The organism is Novosphingobium sp., from assembly GCF_039595395.1.
In the GTDB taxonomy this organism is placed as follows: domain Bacteria; phylum Pseudomonadota; class Alphaproteobacteria; order Sphingomonadales; family Sphingomonadaceae; genus Novosphingobium.
On the sequence record NZ_JBCNLP010000001.1, the window covers coordinates 2,224,887 to 2,243,100 of the forward strand.

15 protein-coding genes are annotated in these 18,214 nt (G+C 64.4%); 4 read left to right on the plus strand and 11 right to left on the minus strand.

What is annotated here, in order from left to right:
* The first annotated feature begins 1 nt into the window (after nucleotide 1).
* Entirely contained in the window at nucleotides 2-331 is a 330-nt protein-coding gene (locus tag ABDW49_RS10250; protein ID WP_343611671.1) for a P-II family nitrogen regulator, read from the plus strand.
* On the opposite strand, the gene ABDW49_RS10255 is transcribed toward ABDW49_RS10250, so the two are convergent.
* From ABDW49_RS10255 to ABDW49_RS10305, 11 genes are all read right to left on the minus strand, one after another.
* Nucleotides 328-477, minus strand: a complete 150-nt coding sequence (locus ABDW49_RS10255; RefSeq protein ID WP_343611672.1) for a lmo0937 family membrane protein — start codon at nucleotides 475-477, stop codon at nucleotides 328-330. The genes ABDW49_RS10250 and ABDW49_RS10255 overlap by 4 nt on opposite strands.
* A 177-nt stretch (nucleotides 478-654) precedes the next feature.
* Entirely contained in the window at nucleotides 655-1,476 is an 822-nt protein-coding gene (locus ABDW49_RS10260; protein ID WP_343611674.1) for an alpha/beta hydrolase, read from the minus strand.
* Nucleotides 1,477-1,551: 75 nt separating this feature from the next.
* On the minus strand, nucleotides 1,552-2,088 hold the full coding sequence (locus ABDW49_RS10265; protein ID WP_343611676.1) for a chromate transporter: 537 nt from the start codon (nucleotides 2,086-2,088) through the stop codon (nucleotides 1,552-1,554).
* The gene (locus ABDW49_RS10270; RefSeq protein ID WP_343611678.1) at nucleotides 2,085-2,651 is read right to left on the minus strand and encodes a chromate transporter; all 567 of its coding nucleotides are present in this window, start codon (nucleotides 2,649-2,651) and stop codon (nucleotides 2,085-2,087) included. Before ABDW49_RS10270 ends, ABDW49_RS10265 begins: the two co-directional genes overlap by 4 nt.
* Before the next feature lie 105 nt (nucleotides 2,652-2,756).
* Nucleotides 2,757-3,515 (minus strand): hypothetical protein, encoded by a 759-nt coding sequence (locus ABDW49_RS10275; RefSeq protein ID WP_343611680.1) that lies wholly within the window; start codon nucleotides 3,513-3,515, stop codon nucleotides 2,757-2,759.
* 1 nt (nucleotide 3,516) lies between these two features.
* A complete protein-coding gene (locus tag ABDW49_RS10280) occupies nucleotides 3,517-4,716 on the minus strand; it encodes a Ca2+-dependent phosphoinositide-specific phospholipase C (RefSeq protein WP_343611681.1) in 1,200 nt (399 codons plus the stop codon).
* A 25-nt stretch (nucleotides 4,717-4,741) separates the two neighbouring features.
* Nucleotides 4,742-7,144 (minus strand): TonB-dependent receptor, encoded by a 2,403-nt coding sequence (locus tag ABDW49_RS10285; protein WP_343611683.1) that lies wholly within the window; start codon nucleotides 7,142-7,144, stop codon nucleotides 4,742-4,744.
* Nucleotides 7,145-7,217: 73 nt separating this feature from the next.
* Nucleotides 7,218-8,567 (minus strand): MFS transporter, encoded by a 1,350-nt coding sequence (locus ABDW49_RS10290; RefSeq protein ID WP_343611684.1) that lies wholly within the window; start codon nucleotides 8,565-8,567, stop codon nucleotides 7,218-7,220.
* A 30-nt stretch (nucleotides 8,568-8,597) separates the two neighbouring features.
* Nucleotides 8,598-9,785 carry a TetR family transcriptional regulator gene (locus tag ABDW49_RS10295; RefSeq protein WP_343611686.1) on the minus strand — a complete coding sequence of 396 codons (1,188 nt, stop codon included), beginning with the start codon at nucleotides 9,783-9,785 and terminating at the stop codon, nucleotides 8,598-8,600.
* Nucleotides 9,786-9,934: 149 nt separating this feature from the next.
* Nucleotides 9,935-10,867 carry a FecR domain-containing protein gene (locus tag ABDW49_RS10300; protein WP_343611688.1) on the minus strand — a complete coding sequence of 311 codons (933 nt, stop codon included), beginning with the start codon at nucleotides 10,865-10,867 and terminating at the stop codon, nucleotides 9,935-9,937.
* Nucleotides 10,864-11,361: a sigma-70 family RNA polymerase sigma factor gene (locus ABDW49_RS10305; RefSeq protein ID WP_343611689.1), complete on the minus strand. Its 498-nt coding sequence runs from the start codon at nucleotides 11,359-11,361 to the stop codon at nucleotides 10,864-10,866. The genes ABDW49_RS10300 and ABDW49_RS10305 overlap by 4 nt, the downstream gene beginning before the upstream one ends.
* Nucleotides 11,362-11,493: 132 nt before the next feature.
* On the opposite strand from ABDW49_RS10305, the gene ABDW49_RS10310 reads away from it, so the two are divergent.
* The 3 genes from ABDW49_RS10310 (at nucleotide 11,494) to ABDW49_RS10320 (ending at nucleotide 17,780) form a co-directional block, all read left to right on the plus strand.
* The gene (locus ABDW49_RS10310; RefSeq protein WP_343611690.1) at nucleotides 11,494-13,956 is read left to right on the plus strand and encodes a TonB-dependent receptor; all 2,463 of its coding nucleotides are present in this window, start codon (nucleotides 11,494-11,496) and stop codon (nucleotides 13,954-13,956) included.
* 159 nt (nucleotides 13,957-14,115) lie between these two features.
* Nucleotides 14,116-16,434 (plus strand): TonB-dependent receptor, encoded by a 2,319-nt coding sequence (locus tag ABDW49_RS10315; RefSeq protein ID WP_343611691.1) that lies wholly within the window; start codon nucleotides 14,116-14,118, stop codon nucleotides 16,432-16,434.
* An 11-nt stretch (nucleotides 16,435-16,445) separates the two neighbouring features.
* Nucleotides 16,446-17,780, plus strand: a complete 1,335-nt coding sequence (locus ABDW49_RS10320; protein WP_343611693.1) for an amidohydrolase — start codon at nucleotides 16,446-16,448, stop codon at nucleotides 17,778-17,780.
* Nucleotides 17,781-18,214 lie beyond the last annotated feature (434 nt).

Below are 18,214 nucleotides of genomic sequence, written 5' to 3' on the forward strand. Positions count from 1 at the left end.
CATGTTCGAGATCAAGGCCGTCATCCGCCCCGCCAAGCTGGATATCCTGCGCACCGCTCTGCGCCAGTTGCCGCAATTCCCCGGCATGAGCGTCATCAAGATCGATGGTTGCAGCGCGCCATGGGTCGAGCAGTCCGAACCGGCAGGCATCAAGCGCGATCTGCTCGATTACACCCCGAAGGTGATGGTGGTGATGGTCGCGCCGGAAGATGTCGTGACGCTGCTATGCGACACCATCCACCGGGTGGCCCATACCGGTCGCGTCGGCGACGGGTTGATCTGGACCACGCCGGTGGAGCGTTTCGTAAGGATTACCGCGCCCGCTGACTAAGGCACGCGGCGCCCGGTCAGAATCTGAAACAGGATGACCACCAGAGCGATCACCAGCAGCAAGTGGATCAACCCACCCCCGACAGGGACCACAAAGGCACCCAGCGCCCACAAAATGACCAGCACGACGACAATGGTCCACAACATGGCATATCTCCCTATCAGTGTACTGGAAGGGAAAGGGTTTGAGCCGGGCTGAGGTTCCATAAAGGCGAAATGCGTTAACCATTGCGGCCACCGGTATAGAATGGCTTCCGCCCCGGCAGGTCGGCAGGGGCCACGCTGGTGACGATCTCGCTACGCAGGCACTCGGCGTAAGGACAGCTAGTCCAGAAAGCCGACTTGCCGCAGCCACGCTTCGCACAGGGAGGGCCACAAGGACACCGGCAGCCCTTTCGTATCGAGCGCGAAGCCATGCGGCGCATCGGCAAAAATATGCAACTCGGCCGAGCCGCCCGCCGCGCTCCAGCGATCATGCAGCCGATGGGCGTTCTCGACCGGCACGACCGGGTCATTGCCCGCATAGACAAGAAAGGCTGGCGGGGGCGAGGGCAGAAGCTGGACGTCAGGCTGCAGCCGGTCATACATCGCCTGCTTTTCGACCGGCGGCAGCGGCGGCTTGTTCGCGACGATTGTGCGCCCCTTGGCATTGGTCGAGATCGGCGCATAACCGATGACCGCCACATCAGGCCGTGCTGTCGTGGATTGCTGCGTCCATTCCTCGGGATAGGTGGCAAACAGGCAGGCCGCGAGATGGCCGCCCGAGGACAGGCCGACCACGCCCACACCGTCAAAGGCGGGGTCACTGGCGCGGATGAGGCGCATGGCCTCGATGGCGTCATCCAGCGGCGCGGCCATGCCATGCCCGGCATTGGGAAAACGATGCAGCAGGACGAAGGCATGATAGCCCAGAGCCGTCAGCCATTGCGCGACCTGAACACCCTCACGCCCCGCCATAAGGGCGACATAGCCGCCTCCGCCCAGTACCAGCATCGCGCGTCCATTGGGCCTGGCCGGGCGAAAGCCGAGAAGAACCGGGTTGTCGACCGCCGTAACCACCGCCGCTTCGGGCGGGGCGTCGGGGTTCTCGAAGGTGACTGTGGGTGTTTCGCCCCATAAGGGCCAGATGACGTCCGATCCCAACATATATCACCCCTCTGGCCGATCACGCTGACAGATGACCTAGAGCAGTTGCTGACCAAACATCAAGGCAGCGTCAGATCAGGCTTGAAAGGATTGCGACAGCACAAAGGCGATGATGCCCAGCCCCATCCAGATGAGCGGGTTGCGCTTGGTGCCAAAGACCGCAAGGGCGACGCCGCCGGTGATGACATAGCCACCCCATCCGGCATGCGCCGCGCGTGTCGCCACCACGCCGCTGGCCAGCATCAGCCCCAGCGCCACGGGGACCAGCCCGATGGTCAGCACCTGCAAGCCTCTCGTCTCGCTCCAGCGGCGCATGCCGCGCCCCGCCAGCAGAGCCATGACCGAAGGTGGCCCCACAATCGCGACAGTCGCCACCAGCAGGCCGGGCAGACCGGCCAGGTGCCAGCCGATGATGCTCGCCAGCATGATGTTGGGGCCGGGCGCGGCCTGCGAGATGGCGAAAAGCCGGGCGAAACTCTCGCTGTCCAGCCATGCATGGGTTTCGACGACCTGCCGGTGGATCTCGGGGATCAGCACATTGGCGCCCCCGATCGAAATCAGCGAGAGCGAGCCGAAAATCCAGCCGATCTGAAACAGCAGGCGCCCGTTCATCGCCGCCCCTCTGATCGCCGCAAGCTCCAGACGGCGATGGCCAAACTCAAGGGAGCGATGCAGGCCAAAGTCCATGGCAAAGGCACCTGAAACGCGGCCACCGCGATCATCGCCGCAGCCGCGCAGCCCCAACCAGCGGGTGAAGGCCTTGCGCGCACCAGCAATTTGGCGGCGGCGCCAAGGATCAGTCCGGCTGCGCTCACGGCGGCGCCGGTCAGCACGAGGCGGGCGAGCGGATGATTGGCCACATGGTCATAGGCCGTGGCGGCGGCCACCAGCACCGTCAGCGGCATGACCATGATGCCCACCACGCTGACCAGCGCCCCGATCACCCCCTGATAGCGATCGCCCAGCATGACCGCGACATTCACCGTATTCGCCCCCGGCAAGGCCTGACAGAGGCCGAGCAGCCGGCCGTAATCCTCGTCGCTCAGCCATTCGCGCTCGACCACGATGACATGCCGGGCGATCGCCGCGACACCACCAAAGCCCATCAGACCGATCTTGAGAAAGCCCAGAAACAGGTCGCACCGTGTCGGCGGGGTGGAGGGCGTCACGCTCATGCAGCGCCTATGCGCTCGAGCCGCGGCAAGGGGAAGGGGGCTCCACGAAAGTCTGATGCCCCGGCTATGGGCCGAATGGATTGGCCATAACCGCCGGGCTGATGCTTATCCCAGCAGCTTTGATCTCTCGATCATCAATTGCGCCATGATGTCGCCGAGCAGATAGGTCGTTCTGTCGCGCGTCCAGGGCTGGCCTGACTGCGGGTCATATTCGACCGGCAGTGGAACGCCGCTGATTGCCGCAGCGGCCAGACCGATCTGCTGCGATGTCAGGATGCAGCGTTTCACATGGTCGCGATGGCCGACAATCGCCACGCGGCCAAGGGCGGATGCGCTGCCCGCATGGCGCAGAGCGGCCTTCGCGACGCCTTCGGTGCTCAGATAGGTGATCTTCCCATCCCCGCCCCGCTCCGGATAGAGCGGGGTGATCCGATCCATGTGATAGTCCTGCTGCAGGATTTGCGCGATTTCCCATTGCGCATAGACGGGAATAGTCCGGCTCGCGCGGATTTTGGCCACGGCCTCGGCCAGACTGGCGTTGATCGGGCCGGGCAGGGATGCCGCGGGCTCCAGGCTTTGCGCATCGGCGCCGGGGGCGAGACGATTGCCGAAGCTGTAGGCGATCAGCGAGTCCGCCTCCTGCGCCTGCATCTGCGGATAGGACCAGAGCATGGTCACATCGAAGAGCAAGGGCGCCAGCTTGCGGGCCACGCCTTCATCGCCAAGGGCGCGCGCCAGTTGCCGCTCCATCAGCGGTTCGAGCGAGGGCTGCGTGATGGGGGCGGCAAGCACCTTCGTGCTTACCGTTGCTGCCCCCAGCACCGCAGTGGTGGCGCCCTTGATGAGTGTGCGGCGTGTGGTCATCTTATCGGCAGGCCTGCGTCGCATTGACCGGATTGCAGCGCATCACGCCGCCGCCCGGCAGTGTCACCACATAATCCGTGCCATAAGCATTGCCCCTCTTGTAGAAATCGGTCGAGACGATCTGCGCGCCGCTGGCAAAGGCCTGTTTCGCGCGGCTCAGATCATTGGTCTTCGCTTCCCAGGTCTCGATATCGGCGCGGGCACGCACCAGATAGCCCTGCTTTACCAGTTCGGGGATCTCTTTGGCCCGCAAGGTGGCATTGTCCATCAGCAGGAAGGCGCCATAGCTTTGCCCCGGCTTCGATTCCAGAAAGGCCGCGCGTCCTTCCAGATTGGGATGGCCGCTGACATAGCCCGACAGGCCGTTGGTGTCCAAAGCCGTCAGCAGCAGGAAGACGAACTTGCCGCGCGCATCCTTCAGCTTCGGCCAGTTGCCCGCCTTTACCCCGGCCTCCAGCGTGGGATAGGAACCGCGCACCTGATCGGGGGTGACGATCCTGTCGCGGCCAATCACGCGGAAGAGATCGGCGTCGAATTCATCGAAGGACTGGGCGGTGAAGGGCAGGGGTGGTTTCGATCCGGGGAAGATCGGGATGGGATCGCTCTTGGCTTCCAGCAGGATGAAGACTGGCTCGTGATCCGGATGGGCGTCCGACCAGCGGCGCAGCTCCGCCAGACAATCGGTGAAGAGATTGCAACTGGAACGCACATCGAAATCGACGATATGCATCACCTTGAACCCGGGTCTGTCGAGCCCGGTCTTGTCGTGGGGCAGCAACCGGCTTTCCGGGATGCCCTTGGCCTTGGCTGCCTCATAGGCGGCAGGATGCAGAAAGCGCCCACCCTCCGGATCGCGGTTGAGGTCGAGTTCAAGGCTGCGCATCCCGGCGTCCAATTGATCGGTCAGCGTCCCGTAACGATAGTTCAGCGCCTCGGGCATGCTGACCTCGTTGGGGTGATATTCCTTGTATTGGGCGCGGGCCTCGGGCGGCATTTGGGCCGCCATCTGCGACAGGCGCGGGCCGATGATGGCATCGGCCATCGCCATGATCTGCGGATCGACGCCTTGCGAATAGGAGTTATGGGTGCCGACGATCTGGATCTGGTTGATCTTCAGATCGTCGTTATTCCGGGCATGGGCAGCGATGGCCACCATGCCCAGAACCATGGCGGCGCCGGCGCAAAAAGCTTTGCTCCTCATGGAATGATCCTCTCCCGAAGGCGCCTTAGAACTTCATCTGCGCAAAGACGCCAACGGTGCGATAGGCATCGGGCGAGGTGTAATGCAGCAGCCCGAGCGCGCCATAGATCTGCCAGCCGGTCGAGAAATACTGGTTGAGCAGATTGCGGGCATAGACGCCGACCTCAATGCCATCATCGGCCTTGGCCAGCGTGATGCGGCCATTCACCAGCCCATAGCCGGGCACATAGGAATAGCTGGCATTGGGGGTGGAGGTGCCATCGGCATGCTTCACGGCGGGCGCGGTGATATCGCCCAGCATGGCGCCGGTCACCGTCTGGATGTCCGAGCGGTAATTGTATTCCAGATGGGCCTTCAGATTGATCTTGCCTGTCAGCGGCGCGTTGTAGTCGGCGCCCACCGTGGCCATCCATTGCGGGGCGTTGGTCAGGCGGGTGCCGGTGTAATTGGCGGTGCTGCTGGCCACATAATTGGTGAATTTGGCATCGGTGTAGGTCACCGCGCCCGAGAGCGAGAGGTTGCGCGTCGGCTTCACCGCGATCTGGGCTTCGACACCCCGGCTGCGCAGCCCCGGCGCATTGCCGATGGCCGAGGCGAGGATCGAGGCGCCCACGCCCGTCGAGACCGGGGTCAGGATGGTCGCCTGGAAATTGGTGTAGGAGGAGGAGAAGAGGTCGACGTTCACACGCAGGCGGTGGTTGAAGAACTCGCCCTTTTCGCCCACTTCCCAGCTCTTCACCGATTCAGGGTTATAGGGATCGTATTTGTTGCCCACGAAGGCGATGCCGCCCGGCTTGTAGCCGGTGGAATAGGTCGCATAGAGCATCACATCCTTGCTCAACTGATAGGTCGGCGCGATGCGATAAGTGAAGCGGCGGCTGCTCCTCACGCCATAGCGGAAATCGGCGGTAGGAGCCGTGCCGGTGGCGATGAAGTTTACCGACTGGCCGAAGATCGAGACCGGATCGATGTTGAAATAGCTGATCCGCTGATCGTTGCGGTCATAGTTGTAGCGCCCACCCAGCGTCAGGCTGAAGCGCGGCGTGGGGTTGAACTTGAGCTGGCCGAAACCCGCCAGCGTCTCATTGTGAGCGTTGAACTCCACCGTATTGCCCAGCAACTGCCCGGTGATCGGATCGTTGGCGCCGGTGTTAGCGTAGAGCGGCGAGACCACCGAACCATTGACGATCAGCGGGCTGGTGCCCAGCGGCCCCCACTGGGCTTGCGTCTGGTCGGCATGCAGGCGATTGTAGAAGGCGCCGACCAGATATTCCACAAAGCCGCCGGTGGGCGAGGCAAGGTGCACTTCCTCGCTGAACTTGTCGGTTTTCAGGCGGCCCGAGTTGTAGGCCAGATAGGAATAGACATCGTTGGGCAGCAGATCGGCGGGCGTATCGTTGCCATACTTGGTCTCGCGATAGGCGGTGATCGAGGTCAGCGTGTGATCGCCAAGCTTATAGGCGACATGCAGCGATCCGCCCTTGTTGGTGGTGTTGATCGAGCCGAGATAGCCATCCGCCGTATCGACATTCTGCGGCCCCGGCGTCACGCCATGGGCGATCTGCGCGGCGGTGACGGCGGCGGTCGGCGCAAAGCTGGTGCCGGCGGGGCCGCCCACGGCGGTGCGGACCGATGTGTCATAATGGTGAGTGTATTCGCCGGCGAGGATCACTTCGAGATTGTCGATCGGCTGCCACAGCAGGCGTCCGCGCAGGCCGAATTCATCGACGCGGCCCAGATTGCGGTTGAGCGTCACATAACGCCCCTTGCCGTCCTGCCCGACATCGAAGGCGCTCAGGCGCAGCGCGGCGGTATGGCCCAGCGGGATGTTGACGGTGCCATTGATGGTTCGGTCGTTGCGCTCGCCATAGCTGGCGTAGACCTTGCCGGAGAACTCGTTCAGCTTGGGCTTCACCGTGGTGATGGAGATCACGCCCGAGGTGGAGTTCTTGCCGAACAGCGTGCCCTGCGGGCCCATCAGCACATCGACGCGCTCGATATCGGTGAGGCCGGTGATGCCCAGATCGCGCTGGGCGTCCATCACCACATCATCGACCACCACGTTCACCGACTTGGCGTTGGAAAAGTCGAAGGAGGTCGAGCCCACGCCGCGGATCTGGAAGGCGGCGCCCTGCGTCGGGTCATAGGTGAGGCCCGGCGTGGTGTATTGCAGGTCGGTCAGCGACTGATAGCCGCTGTTCTGCAGCGCCTCTCCGCTCAGCGAGAGGATGGAGATCGGCACATTCTGCATCTTTTCCTGACGGCGCTCGGCGGTGACCACGATCTGGTCGAGCGCGGGCTGGCCATCAGCCTGCGGAGCGGCGGGGGCAGCATCTGCGGCATGGGCGATCATCGGCACAGCGCTCAGGGCCGTGGCGGCAAGCAGCAAGGCAGGCGTGAAAACACCGCGACGGCGAAGACTGGTCATGATTCGGATACCCCAAGTTGCGTCGGGGCCCGATTATGCGGCGGAGATGACAATTCAGAGACGAATGTTCAGTTCATATGAAGCTTTTTATCATTATAAAAATACGACTGTTCAGTACGCGCCTGATCCGGCGAGGCTGCTCCTCCGTCAACAGCGCCCGACGCAGCATCAGCACGCAGCCCAGCGCCGGAACCAGACAGAGCGCGGCCAGACCGCAGGTCAGTTCCGTCAGGGCGAGGCCGTGATCGCTCAGGCCCGTCCATGCCATGCCCTGAAACAGCAGCGTCGTGCCCAGCATCACCCCGATGTTGAGCGGCAGGTGAAAGCCCGCGTAAAAGGCGGCGGCGGGCGCATCGCCATGGCGCAGGCGATCGCGGTCCAGCCTCTGCCCCAGCACCACGCGCAGCAGCATGAAATCCACCGCCATGGTCGCGCCTGTCCCGGCCGACCACACCAGCAAGGGAGCGACCTGCCCCACCGGCAGCAAGGGCAGCGCCAGAGCCAGCATCAGATTGAGCGCAAAGACCACACCCAGCATGCGCAGCGGCGGCATCCGCCTCAGTAGCCCCGGCGCGATGCCGGTGCCCACCATCGCGGCCAGCGACTGCGTCAGAATGCCGGGCGTGCCCCACTCGGGCAGGGCCAGACGGTGCCGGGCGATAAACAGAAAACTGCTGCCGATCACGGCCATATGCACGCCGACCAGCAGAAACAGGCTCGCCAACCATCGATCCGCCGGGGAGGCGATGCAGAGCTGAAAGGGCTTCACCACGCCCGCCCAATCGAGCCGGGGCGAAATCCCGCCACCGCCGCGCTCTCTCACGCGCCAGATCAGCAAGCCGTGCACCAGCGGCGCGCCGATCAGTGTCAGCAGCAGGATGACATAGAAGTCGTCCAATCCCCTGGCGGCATGTTTGCTCCACAGCAGGACCATGGCAAACAGGATCGACCCGGCCATCCCGGCCTGAGCCCTGCCGCCAAAGATCCGCCCGCGTGCCGGCACGCCGCTGGCCTGCTCCAGCGCCCAGGCGCCATGCGCCAGATTGGACAGCACCCAGCCGCTGGCCAAAGGCAGCAGCCCGAGCAGCCACAGGGTCACCGACCGGTCATGCACCGGCGCCAGCCACACCACCGCCCCGCCCAGCAGTTGCAGCACCGTGCCTGTCGCCACCCAGAAGCTGCGGCGCCAGCGCGGATCGGGCGCCATATCGCAGATCATGCCGAAGAGCACCTCGACCAGAATGCTCCAGCCGTGGACGATGGTCAGGATCAGGCCGGTCTGCGCCAGATCGAGCCCGGCAGCTCCGGAGAGCAGCACGGGCAGATAGCTTTTGCGCGCCAGCTCATAGCCGGAAAACACGAAGCTGGGCAGCGACAGCGCCAGCAGTTCCGCGCGACCGGGCGGGGCGTCATCCTGCCTCATCGCCCCATCCTGTCAGGGAGGGGCAAAGGTTTAGCGGCAGACCTCCGCCAGCCGGACAAAGGCGGCCGAGAGCACCTGATGCTCATCAAGCCCGCGCGCCATGGCCACCATCCGCATGCCGAAGAGCGCAACCGAAACGACCTGCGATGTGGTGCGATCCGCCACGCGGCCTTGCGGCAGGCCCATATCCCACAGCACGGTGGTGACGATGTTCTCCCCGCGCCGCCGCCGCATGTCGAGCGCATGATGCGCCAGCCCAGGATGCCGGGCGGCGGCAATGGCAATGATCGAGGTCGCCCTGACCAGATCGTGCGAGTGAGCATAATTGGCATGGAAGGGATGCGGCTGCCCGAAGTTATCCGCCAGCCCATGGCGGAAGTTCGTGACAACCGCGTGAAGCGCCGCGACCATCAGCGCGTCACGCGTGCCGAAATGATAGACCACCGTGGAGGCGGGCACCCCCGCCGCCGCCGCCGCCGAGCGATGGGTCAGCGCCTCCAGCCCCTGGGTGACGATCAGGCGCCCGGCCTGCGCCGCAATAAGGCCGCGCTTGCTGCGGTCGGGCGTGTCGGGATAGGTCTGTTCGGGTGCCAGCGCGGCGATCCATTGCTCCAGATGGCGACCGCTGCCGATGTCCTCGTCCGGTTGGGGATAGATGCCGCCAGTGAAGCGATGCAGGCACAGGGCGCGCAGCATGCGATAGGCCGGATCGGCATGGGCGAAGAGCGAAAAGCCCGCCTCATCCAGCATATAGCCCAGCGCCGCATCGGCCAGACGCGGATCGTCGAACAGCACCTGCGCCCAGAACAGGCCCACCTCATCCAGCCATGTGCTCAGAGCCTCGGGGCAGCCCTCCTGCCGTCCGGCCTCCTGCACCAGATCGATCAGCAGGCAGGCGAGGGGACGATGCGTCGTCACCCAATGATCGAGAATGGTCTCGGCCAGCACCGCGCGCAGGCCCGCACCGACCGGCGCCAGAGTGCGAAGGCGTTCCAGCCAGCTTTCGCGGAAGTTTCTGTCCTGCTCTATGGCACTGGCGATGACCTGCGCCACCAGTTGCTCCTTCGAGCCCATGGCCTGGGTCAGCGCATTGAGGCTCATGCCCACGGCCTCGGCCAGCGGACGCAGGGTCAGTTCGGTCAGGCCATGAACGGCGATCAGCTCCAGCGCCGACGCGATGATGGGCTGCGTGGCGTGTTTGTCATCGACAGGTGTCATCAGCGTCCCAGGATCGTCAACAGCCACTCCTCTAGGGGAGCGCAACCGCTTTGTCACCTCGGACTGCCCGGGCTGTTGGTCAGGTTTGGAAGAACCGGCAAAGTCTTAGGTGGGAATGCCCGCCGATGGAAAAGCTCCGGCGGTCTCGCTCATTGTGTCGGGCTGCGCTCATGAAGGGCTGCCACCGTGTCGAGAAAACCTTGCGGGTCATCAAGCCGGAACTCTCCGCTGATCCGCAGGGCACCCAGGGCAGGGTCCTTGAGCACGATCGGCCGGGCCAGATAGCGATTGTACTGCGCGACGATCTCCGCCACCGGCACATCATCGGCGCTGACCATCCCCGATTGCCACAGGGTCTGCCGTCCGGCGTCGAGGGTGGAGATGGTCTGCTGCCCGCCGCTCAGCGTCAGGCGGCTGCCGGGGTTCATATCGGTGGAGGCGTTGCCGCGCGTCACGCGCACCTTGCCCTCGACCAGCGTGACTGCGGTCACATCGCCCGCCTGCCGGATTTCAAAATGGGTGCCGATATCGCTGACCACCATATCGCCGACCTTCACCGCGAAAGGGTGAGCCTCGTCATGATGGACATTGAAAAAGGCCCGGCCATAATCGAGCCGCGCCAATCGCCCGTCGCGGCTGACATGGAGCTGCGTATGGCTGTCGAGCGTGATGCGCGTGCCATCGGCCAGATCGACGTCGCGCGGTAAATGCTGGCCATTGGCGATGATCTGCCCATCGTCGGAAGAGACCACCGGCCGGGCCGGGTGCCAGATCATCCCCAGCGCCACCACCGCCACCAGCGATGCGGCCAGAGCCCCCATCACTGGCACACGCCAGCGGGGGACGCGCAGGGTTTCGTCAGGGCTGCCGGCCTCCAGACGGGCCAGCGCCTGTGCCCGCATCGCCTTGATCGCCGGATGCTCGGCCACGCCGTCCAGATCGCGCCAGACCTCGCTCACCTGCTTCAGCGCCGCCGCATCCTCGGGCGTGGTCGAAACGGCATCGGCATGCTCGGGCGCCGAGGCAAAGCGCGCGATGGCGCGATCGCGCGCGCCGTCGCCTTGCGGATCCGCAGGGTTCACGCCCTTTCATCCATCAGCAGCTTGAGCGCCTTCATGATATGCTTTTCGACCGCACTCACCGAGATGTTCATCCTCATTGCAATCTCGCCATAGCCGATGTTCTCGAAACGGTGGAGAACGAATATGTCGCGCGTGCGTTCGGGCATGTCGTCCAGCAGCGCGATGATCCTCTCCACCGCCTCTTCCCCCATCAGGACGCGTTCGGGCGTGATCCACTCAACGGGATGATGAAATTCCTCAAGCGCCTCATGACGGTGTTCATGGCGCACGGCGGCGCGGCGGGCGCGGTCGGCCAGCACGCTTTGCGCGGTCTGGAACAGATAGGAAGGGATGTTCTCGATATGCCCGCCCGCCATATGGCGATGGCTGCGCAGCCAGACATCCTGCACGGCATCGTCGACATCGACCGGATTGCGCAAGCGGCGCCCGAAAAACGAGCGCAACGCCGAGATCTGGCGCTCAAACCCGGTGGAGATTGCTTTCCCTGTCGCCACCCTGCGTCCCGTGGCCCCCGTTGTTTACCTTGTGGTCAGGTCTTTTCGCTTTTGGCAGACAGCTCGCCTATGCGTTTTTTGACCACCCGGTCCCGATTTTTTCGCTGCATGGTTGCGGTGGCCTGGATCGGCATGCCCGGAGGACAGGCCCGCTGTGAGAGCCTCGCTTCCGGCGTGGTGAGGATCGAGGGCGGTGCGCTGGCTGATGCGCTGCGGCGGGTCGGCCGGGAAACGCAGACCACGATCCTGTTCGCTCCCGCGCTGGTGGCCGGGCGCCACACCGGGCAGCAGCGGCTGAAAGGTGATACGGCGACCATGCTGCGCCATCTGCTGGCAGGCACGGGGCTGAGGGTGCGGATCATCAACGCCCATGCCATGCTGATCGAGGCGGCGCCGGTGCGCCAGCCTCGCCCGCACGTTCCGCCCCTGCCGCTCGCCATCGCGCCGGGCGACATCATGGTCACGGCGATGCGCCGCCCGACACGTCTGGCCGACACGCCGGTCAGCATGATCGCGGTGACCGGCGATGAGCTGGAGCGCAGCCGCGCCACCGGCATGCAGGCATTGGCCAGCCTGGCCCCCAGCCTGACGCTGACCGCGATGGGAGCGGGAATGAACCGCCTGTCGCTGCGCGGGGTCTATGCCGCTGGGGAGCCGACGGTAGGCCTCTATTACGGCACTGTGCCTGTCGCGGGGCCCGGTGGTTCGACCACCGATCCCGGCCTGATGACCCCCGATCTGATGCTGGTGGATATCGACCGGGTCGAGGTGCTGCGCGGGCCGCAGGGCACGCTCTTCGGCACCAATTCGCTGGCGGGCACGGTGCGTATCCTGTTCAAGGTGCCTGATCTGGCCAGACGCGAGGCGGTGGTGGCGGCCTCCACAGCGGTGACACAGGGCGGCGGCCCCGGAGGATCGCTGACGGCAGTGGCCAATCTGCCCTTGCTGACCGACCAACTGTCTTTGCGCGCCGTCGCCTATCGCGAAACGCGGGGAGGGGTGATCGACAATCCCGGCCTTGGACGCTCGAACATCGATCGCCAAACGCGCAGCGGCGGACGGTTGGCGCTGCGCTGGCAGGCCGCGCCGCAATGGCGGCTCGATCTGACGGGGGCCTATCAGGCAGGCCACATCGCTGACGCCGCCAATGCGACCGTGGGCGCCGGGCTGGACCAGACCATGGCACAGGCCCGCATTCCCTTCACCGACCGGCTCTGGCTGGGCAGCGCGGAGATGAACGGCACGATCGGTGGGTTGCAGGTCAATCTCTCGCTGGCCCATTTCGACTGGGCGCCCGATCGTCGGCTGGATTTCTCCGCTTCGGAAAACAGCCATCGCGCCGACGGCGTGGCTTGCGCCGCCTGGCTGCGTCAGGCCGCCTGCGGCACGCAGGATATGGGCGCTTTCGCCGCCTATGTGGACAGCCAGACGCCAGCCGTGCTGGAGCAGCCCTTTACCGTGCGGGTGAACAGCGCGGAGGCCCGCCTGTCTGGCAGCGGGCGGCTGACATGGCTGGTCGGCGCTTTCCTCAGCCATCGCCATGATGCGGGGAGCAGCACCGCATGGCCGGTCGATCCCGAAAGCGGGCTGGTGACGCCCGGCACCGGGCCCACCGCCACGCGCAGCTTCGACACCAGCCTCGATGAATTCGCGCTCTTCGGCGATGGAAGCTGGCATGTGCGGCCGTGGCTCGCGCTGTCGGCGGGCGGGCGTTATTTCGATTACCGCCGGCAGGCGGCCGGGCTGGTGACGATCCCCAATCCCATCACCGGGCCGTTTGCCGCCACCTCCTTTCAGGAGACCTATCGCGCCGATGGGACGGTGGGCCGCGCGCGGATCGAGTTGCGCCCCAATCCGCGCCTGCTGATCTTCGGTCAGCTTTCGAGCGGTTTCAGACCCGGCGGGATCAATGTGGTGCCGGGGCTCGATCCCGCCGTGGCAGCCTATCGCGACGACCGGCTGACCAGTTGGGAAGGGGGTGGGCGCCTGCGTCTGCATGGCGACCGGCTGCGGATCGATGTCGCCGCCTATCACCAGCTCTGGTCGCGGATGCAATATGCGGCCTCCACCACGGATGGCGCCTATTCCTTCATCACCAACATCGGCAGCGCGCGGATCGATGGCGGGGAAATCTCGCTCAACTGGCAGCCGGGGCGGCATTTTCTGGCGCGGCTGGATGCGACGCTGACCGACGCGCGGCTGGCCAGCGATCAGGTCAACGCCATTGCCGCCACGCCGGGCAAGCGGGGTGACCGGCTGCCCAATGTGGCGCCGCTGGCAGCCAGTTTCGAGCTGGCCTACGACCATGCCGTGGCGCGCAATCTGGTGCTGCTGGCCTCGCTCAATGCCCGTTACGCCGGGCGTTCCTACGACAGTTTTCGCGGCAGCGCGGATGGGCCGCGTCAGGCGATGGGCGATAATGCCACGCTGGATATGGATCTGGGACTGCGCCGGGGGCCTTCGCAGATCGACCTCTTTGTGCAGAATCTGGCGGACAGCCGGGCAATCATCTGGACCGGGCGCGGGTTGAGCACGGACTCGCTGCAGCGCGCCCGTCCGCGCAGCATCGGGCTTTCGCTGCGCCATAATTTCTGACCTTTCGGGCGCTCTCCGAAAAAAATCTGCAAAAAATTTGTCATGCGCGGTGAGGGGCTTTTGCGGGCCTGCGTCATGGGTCCGGGCGGCCGGGGAAGGATGCCGCCACGGGAGGGATGACCGGCAGGTCAGGTGACAAAAGACATAGGGGACCCCATCGTGACAAGAACAGCTTCTCGCCTTGCGCGCCTTCTGCGCGGCGGCATGACGGGCGCGGGCCTGCTGAGCGGCGCCATGCTGCTGAGCGCTTCGGCCAGCGCTCAGGACACCACACCGCCTGCTGGCGATGCGCAGCCCGCGGTTCCCGGCGATATCGTGGTGACGGCGCTGCATCGCGCCTCCACCGTGCAGACCACGCCGCTCAGCATTGCGGCGCTTTCGGGCGATACGCTGGCCAAGACCGGGGCGACCCAGTTGGCGGACTATTTCCGTCAGGTGCCCAACCTCAACGTCACCTCGGCGCAGGGCGGGTCCAGCCGCATCAGCATTCGCGGCGTGAATGCGGCGGGTGAGGCCACCGTGGGTCTCTATTACGATGAAACGCCGGTCACCGGTCCTTCGGGCACCACGCAAGATTCCGGCGGTGTCGCGGCGGACATAAACCTTTTCGATGTCGAGCGGGTGGAGGTGCTGCGCGGGCCGCAGGGCACGCTGTATGGCTCCAGCTCGATGGCGGGCACGCTGCGCATCATCTTCAACAAGCCCAATGCCAAGAAGTATGAGGCCGCCACCGAGGAGCAGGTCTCCACCACGGCCCATGGTTCGATGGGATACTTCGTCAAGGGCATGGTCAATGCGCCGATCATCAGCGACAAGCTGGCGGTGCGCGTGGTGGGCTATTACGAAAAGCGCCCCGGCTGGATCGACAATGTGCTGTTCGGCACCAAGAACATCAATGACAGCAGCAATTGGGGCGTGCGCGGGCTGATCGGCTATACGCCGGACGACAAGACGACGATCACCGGCACCGTCTCCTATCAGAAGTCCACCGCCAAGGATCAGCAGGGCTGGTATCCTTCGGTCGGCCTCTATCAGACCAATTCGCCCACGCAGTTGCCCTTCGACAGCAAGATGCAGCTCTACAACCTGAAGGGCGATCGCGCTCTGGGCTTTGCGACGCTGACGGCGACGGCCAGCTACTACAAATATCAGTTCCTGCGCGCCTATGACTTCACGCCCAGCACGCAGGCCTATGCCAATTCCACCGCTGCCTGCCCGAGCTATTATGGCCAGTCGGCCGCCTGCAGCGCCGCGCAGTTCAGCGCCTATCGCGCCAATGGCCTCGCCCAGCTTCCGGCCATTGGTTATCAGCCCGCCTATGTGCGCTCTCAGAATTACGAGGTCCGCCTCGCTTCGGACGACCATATGCCCGCATGGCTGCAATGGACCGTGGGGGCCTATTACGAAAAGCGCCACGACCATATCGACAGCCAGACCGTCAGCGCCGATCCTGCGACAGGTGCGGTCTATCAGCCGCTGCGCTATTTCTCCTATCGCTATGTCGAGACCGATGAGCGGCAGGTCGCCGGTTTCGGCGAGGTATCGCTCAAGCCGCTGCCCGGCCTGACGGTTACCGGCGGCGCGCGCTATTACGACTATCAGAAGACCACCAGCGGTCAGTCCTATCTGGGCAGCGTCTACACCGGCAGCATCGCCGCGCCCTACACCGCCGTGCAGGCCTCGGCCAATGGCTGGCTGGAAAAGGCCAACATCAGCTATAGGTTCACCCCGCGCATCATGGCCTATGCCACGGCATCCAAGGGGTTCCGTCCGGGCGGGGCGAACAACATTCCGGTGCTGCCCGCCAATCTGCTGGCCTATAAGGCCGACAGCCTGTGGAACTATGAGATCGGGCTGAAATCCAGCTGGCTGGACAATCGCCTGATCGTCAATGGCGCGGTCTTCGATGTGGAATGGAGCAATATGCAGACCGCGGCGCGCACCGCCGACGGGCTCTATTCCTTCCTCACCAATGCGGGCAAGGCGCGCATTCGCGGCGGCGAGGTGGACATCACCGCCAAGCCGATGCGCGGCATCACGCTGACGGGCGCGGCGGGCTATTCCGATGCACGCCTCACGCAGGACCAGTCCAACGCGGCGGTGCTGGTGACGGCCTCGACAGGCAAGGCGGGCGATTTGATCCCCAATACGCCAGCCTGGACGGCATCGTCCTCGGCTTCCTATGACTGGGCGATCAGTTCGGCGCTGAACGGCATGATCCGGGCCGATTTCGCCTACACCGGCGCGATGCAGTCGACCTTCCGGACCACCGATCCCTATTACACCGCCTATGGCAATTACGCGACGATGAACCTGCGCGCCGGTGTCGAGAAGGACCGCTGGGGCGTCTACATCTTCTGCCAGAATGTCGGCGACAAGGTCGGCAATGTCGGCGTCAGCAATGGCTATGGCTACACCGGCCTCACCTATTCGATCCAGCCCCGCACGGTGGGCATCAATCTTCATGTCGGCATTTGAGGACAACATTCATGCGTAAGACCATGCTTCTGCTTGCCGCCGCTCTGGTGGCTTCGCCTGCCTGTGCCCAGACCTTCGATGCCGTTGCCGCCAAAGCCCGCATCGATGCCAGTCTCGACAAGAATTATCCCGAACTGGATGCGCTTTACAAGGACCTCCACAGCCACCCCGAAGTCGGCTTTCAGGAGGAGCGCACCGCTGCCCTGCTGGCCGCGAAAATGCGCAAACTGGGCTTCTCCGTCACCGAGCATGTCGGCAAGACCGGTGTGGTGGCGATCTACAAAAACGGCCCCGGCCCGGTGGTGATGGTGCGCACCGAACTCGATGCGCTGCCGATGGAGGAAAAGACCGGCCTGCCCTATGCCAGCAAGGCCCAGCAGACGGTGGACGGCAAGCTGACCTACACCGATCACGCCTGCGGGCATGACAGCCATATGGCCTGGTGGGTCGGCACGGCTCAGGCGCTGCTGGCGATGAAGGACCAGTGGCACGGCACGCTGATGTTTATCGGCCAGCCTGCCGAGGAGATCATTTCCGGCGCCAGGGCCATGCTGGATGACGGGCTTTTCACCAAATTCCCCAAGCCCGATTACGCCTTTGCCGCCCACGTCGGGCCGACGCCGCTGGGCGAGGTTTCGGTAAAGCAGGGCGTGGTGACCTCGGCCTCGGACACGCTGGCGGTGACCTTCCATGGGGTGGGCGCGCATGGCTCGATGCCCGACAAGAGCGTTGATCCTGTGGTGATGGGCGCGCGCTTCGTGGAGGATATCCAGACCGTCATCAGCCGCCAGAAAGACCCGCAGAAATTCGGCGTGGTGACGGTGGGCGCCTTCCAGGCGGGCACGGTGGCCAACATCATTCCCGACCATGCCGATCTGCAGCTCTCGCTGCGTTCTTTTGATCCGGATGTGCGCAAGCTGCTGAATGAGGGCGTCGCCACCACGGCCAAGGCGGTGGCGGATATGTCGCATGCTGCGGCGCCCGATGTGGTGCACAAATATGGCACAGCCTCGGTGCTGAACGATGACGCGCTGGCGGCTAAGGCAGCAGACGTGCTGGGCGCGGCGATGGGCGCGGGCAAGGTCAAGCTGGAGCCGGCCACGAAGCCGGGCGGCACGGGAAGCGAGGATTATTCCGAATTCGTCGCGGCAGGCGTGACCAAATCGGTGTTCTTCGGCGTGGGAGGCACCGATCCCAAGATGATCGAGGCTTACAAGGCGCAAGGCAAGCCGCTGCCGGTGAACCACTCGCCCTTCTTCGCGCCGGTGCCGGAACCGGCCATTCGCGCCGGGACGGAAACGCTGGCGCTGGCGGTGCTGATGGTGACGGCTGCACCAAAACCCTGACCGAGGCAGCGGGCTTCCAGAGAAATGGAAGCCCGCCAATTCAGATACGGGCTCCAGGACCGGAAGCGGCGCTTTCGTTGTGGTGCCTGGACAGTCCGCTATCGATGCCCAAACCTAGTCAAGCTGCCACTGGTTAAGGAGCCGCATCTATTCGAACAGCGACAACTTATGCAGAGAAAAGCTGCTTTTCGGTTGCTCTTCGATTCTGGTCATCGGAAGGTTCGCGCGCGCTCCTGATAACGATGCGAACTGCCCGGAAAGGCTGATCAACGAATCTTGCAACTGTGCGTGTAAATTAGCGAAAAAATAAGCATTCATCCATGCCAGCCCACGGCGCCGATTGGGATTCTCTTGGTCGTCAAAGCGCCTCGAATCCTGCACCAAGGCAAGCAAGCCATTGATTTTGACCATTGGCGGACAGGGTGGGATTCGAA

Coding starts and splice junctions, on each gene's coding strand:
- ABDW49_RS10265 (WP_343611676.1), bottom strand. CDS start 2,088: ATGAACGGGCGCCTGCTGTTTCAGATCGGCTGGATTTTCGGCTCGCTC.
- ABDW49_RS10320 (WP_343611693.1), top strand. CDS start 16,446: ATGCGTAAGACCATGCTTCTGCTTGCCGCCGCTCTGGTGGCTTCGCCT.
- ABDW49_RS10255 (WP_343611672.1), bottom strand. CDS start 477: ATGTTGTGGACCATTGTCGTCGTGCTGGTCATTTTGTGGGCGCTGGGT.
- ABDW49_RS10270 (WP_343611678.1), bottom strand. CDS start 2,651: ATGAGCGTGACGCCCTCCACCCCGCCGACACGGTGCGACCTGTTTCTG.
- ABDW49_RS10280 (WP_343611681.1), bottom strand. CDS start 4,716: ATGAGGAGCAAAGCTTTTTGCGCCGGCGCCGCCATGGTTCTGGGCATG.
- ABDW49_RS10275 (WP_343611680.1), bottom strand. CDS start 3,515: ATGACCACACGCCGCACACTCATCAAGGGCGCCACCACTGCGGTGCTG.
- ABDW49_RS10260 (WP_343611674.1), bottom strand. CDS start 1,476: ATGTTGGGATCGGACGTCATCTGGCCCTTATGGGGCGAAACACCCACA.
- ABDW49_RS10295 (WP_343611686.1), bottom strand. CDS start 9,785: ATGACACCTGTCGATGACAAACACGCCACGCAGCCCATCATCGCGTCG.
- ABDW49_RS10285 (WP_343611683.1), bottom strand. CDS start 7,144: ATGACCAGTCTTCGCCGTCGCGGTGTTTTCACGCCTGCCTTGCTGCTT.
- ABDW49_RS10250 (WP_343611671.1), top strand. CDS start 2: ATGTTCGAGATCAAGGCCGTCATCCGCCCCGCCAAGCTGGATATCCTG.
- ABDW49_RS10310 (WP_343611690.1), top strand. CDS start 11,494: ATGCCCGGAGGACAGGCCCGCTGTGAGAGCCTCGCTTCCGGCGTGGTG.
- ABDW49_RS10290 (WP_343611684.1), bottom strand. CDS start 8,567: ATGAGGCAGGATGACGCCCCGCCCGGTCGCGCGGAACTGCTGGCGCTG.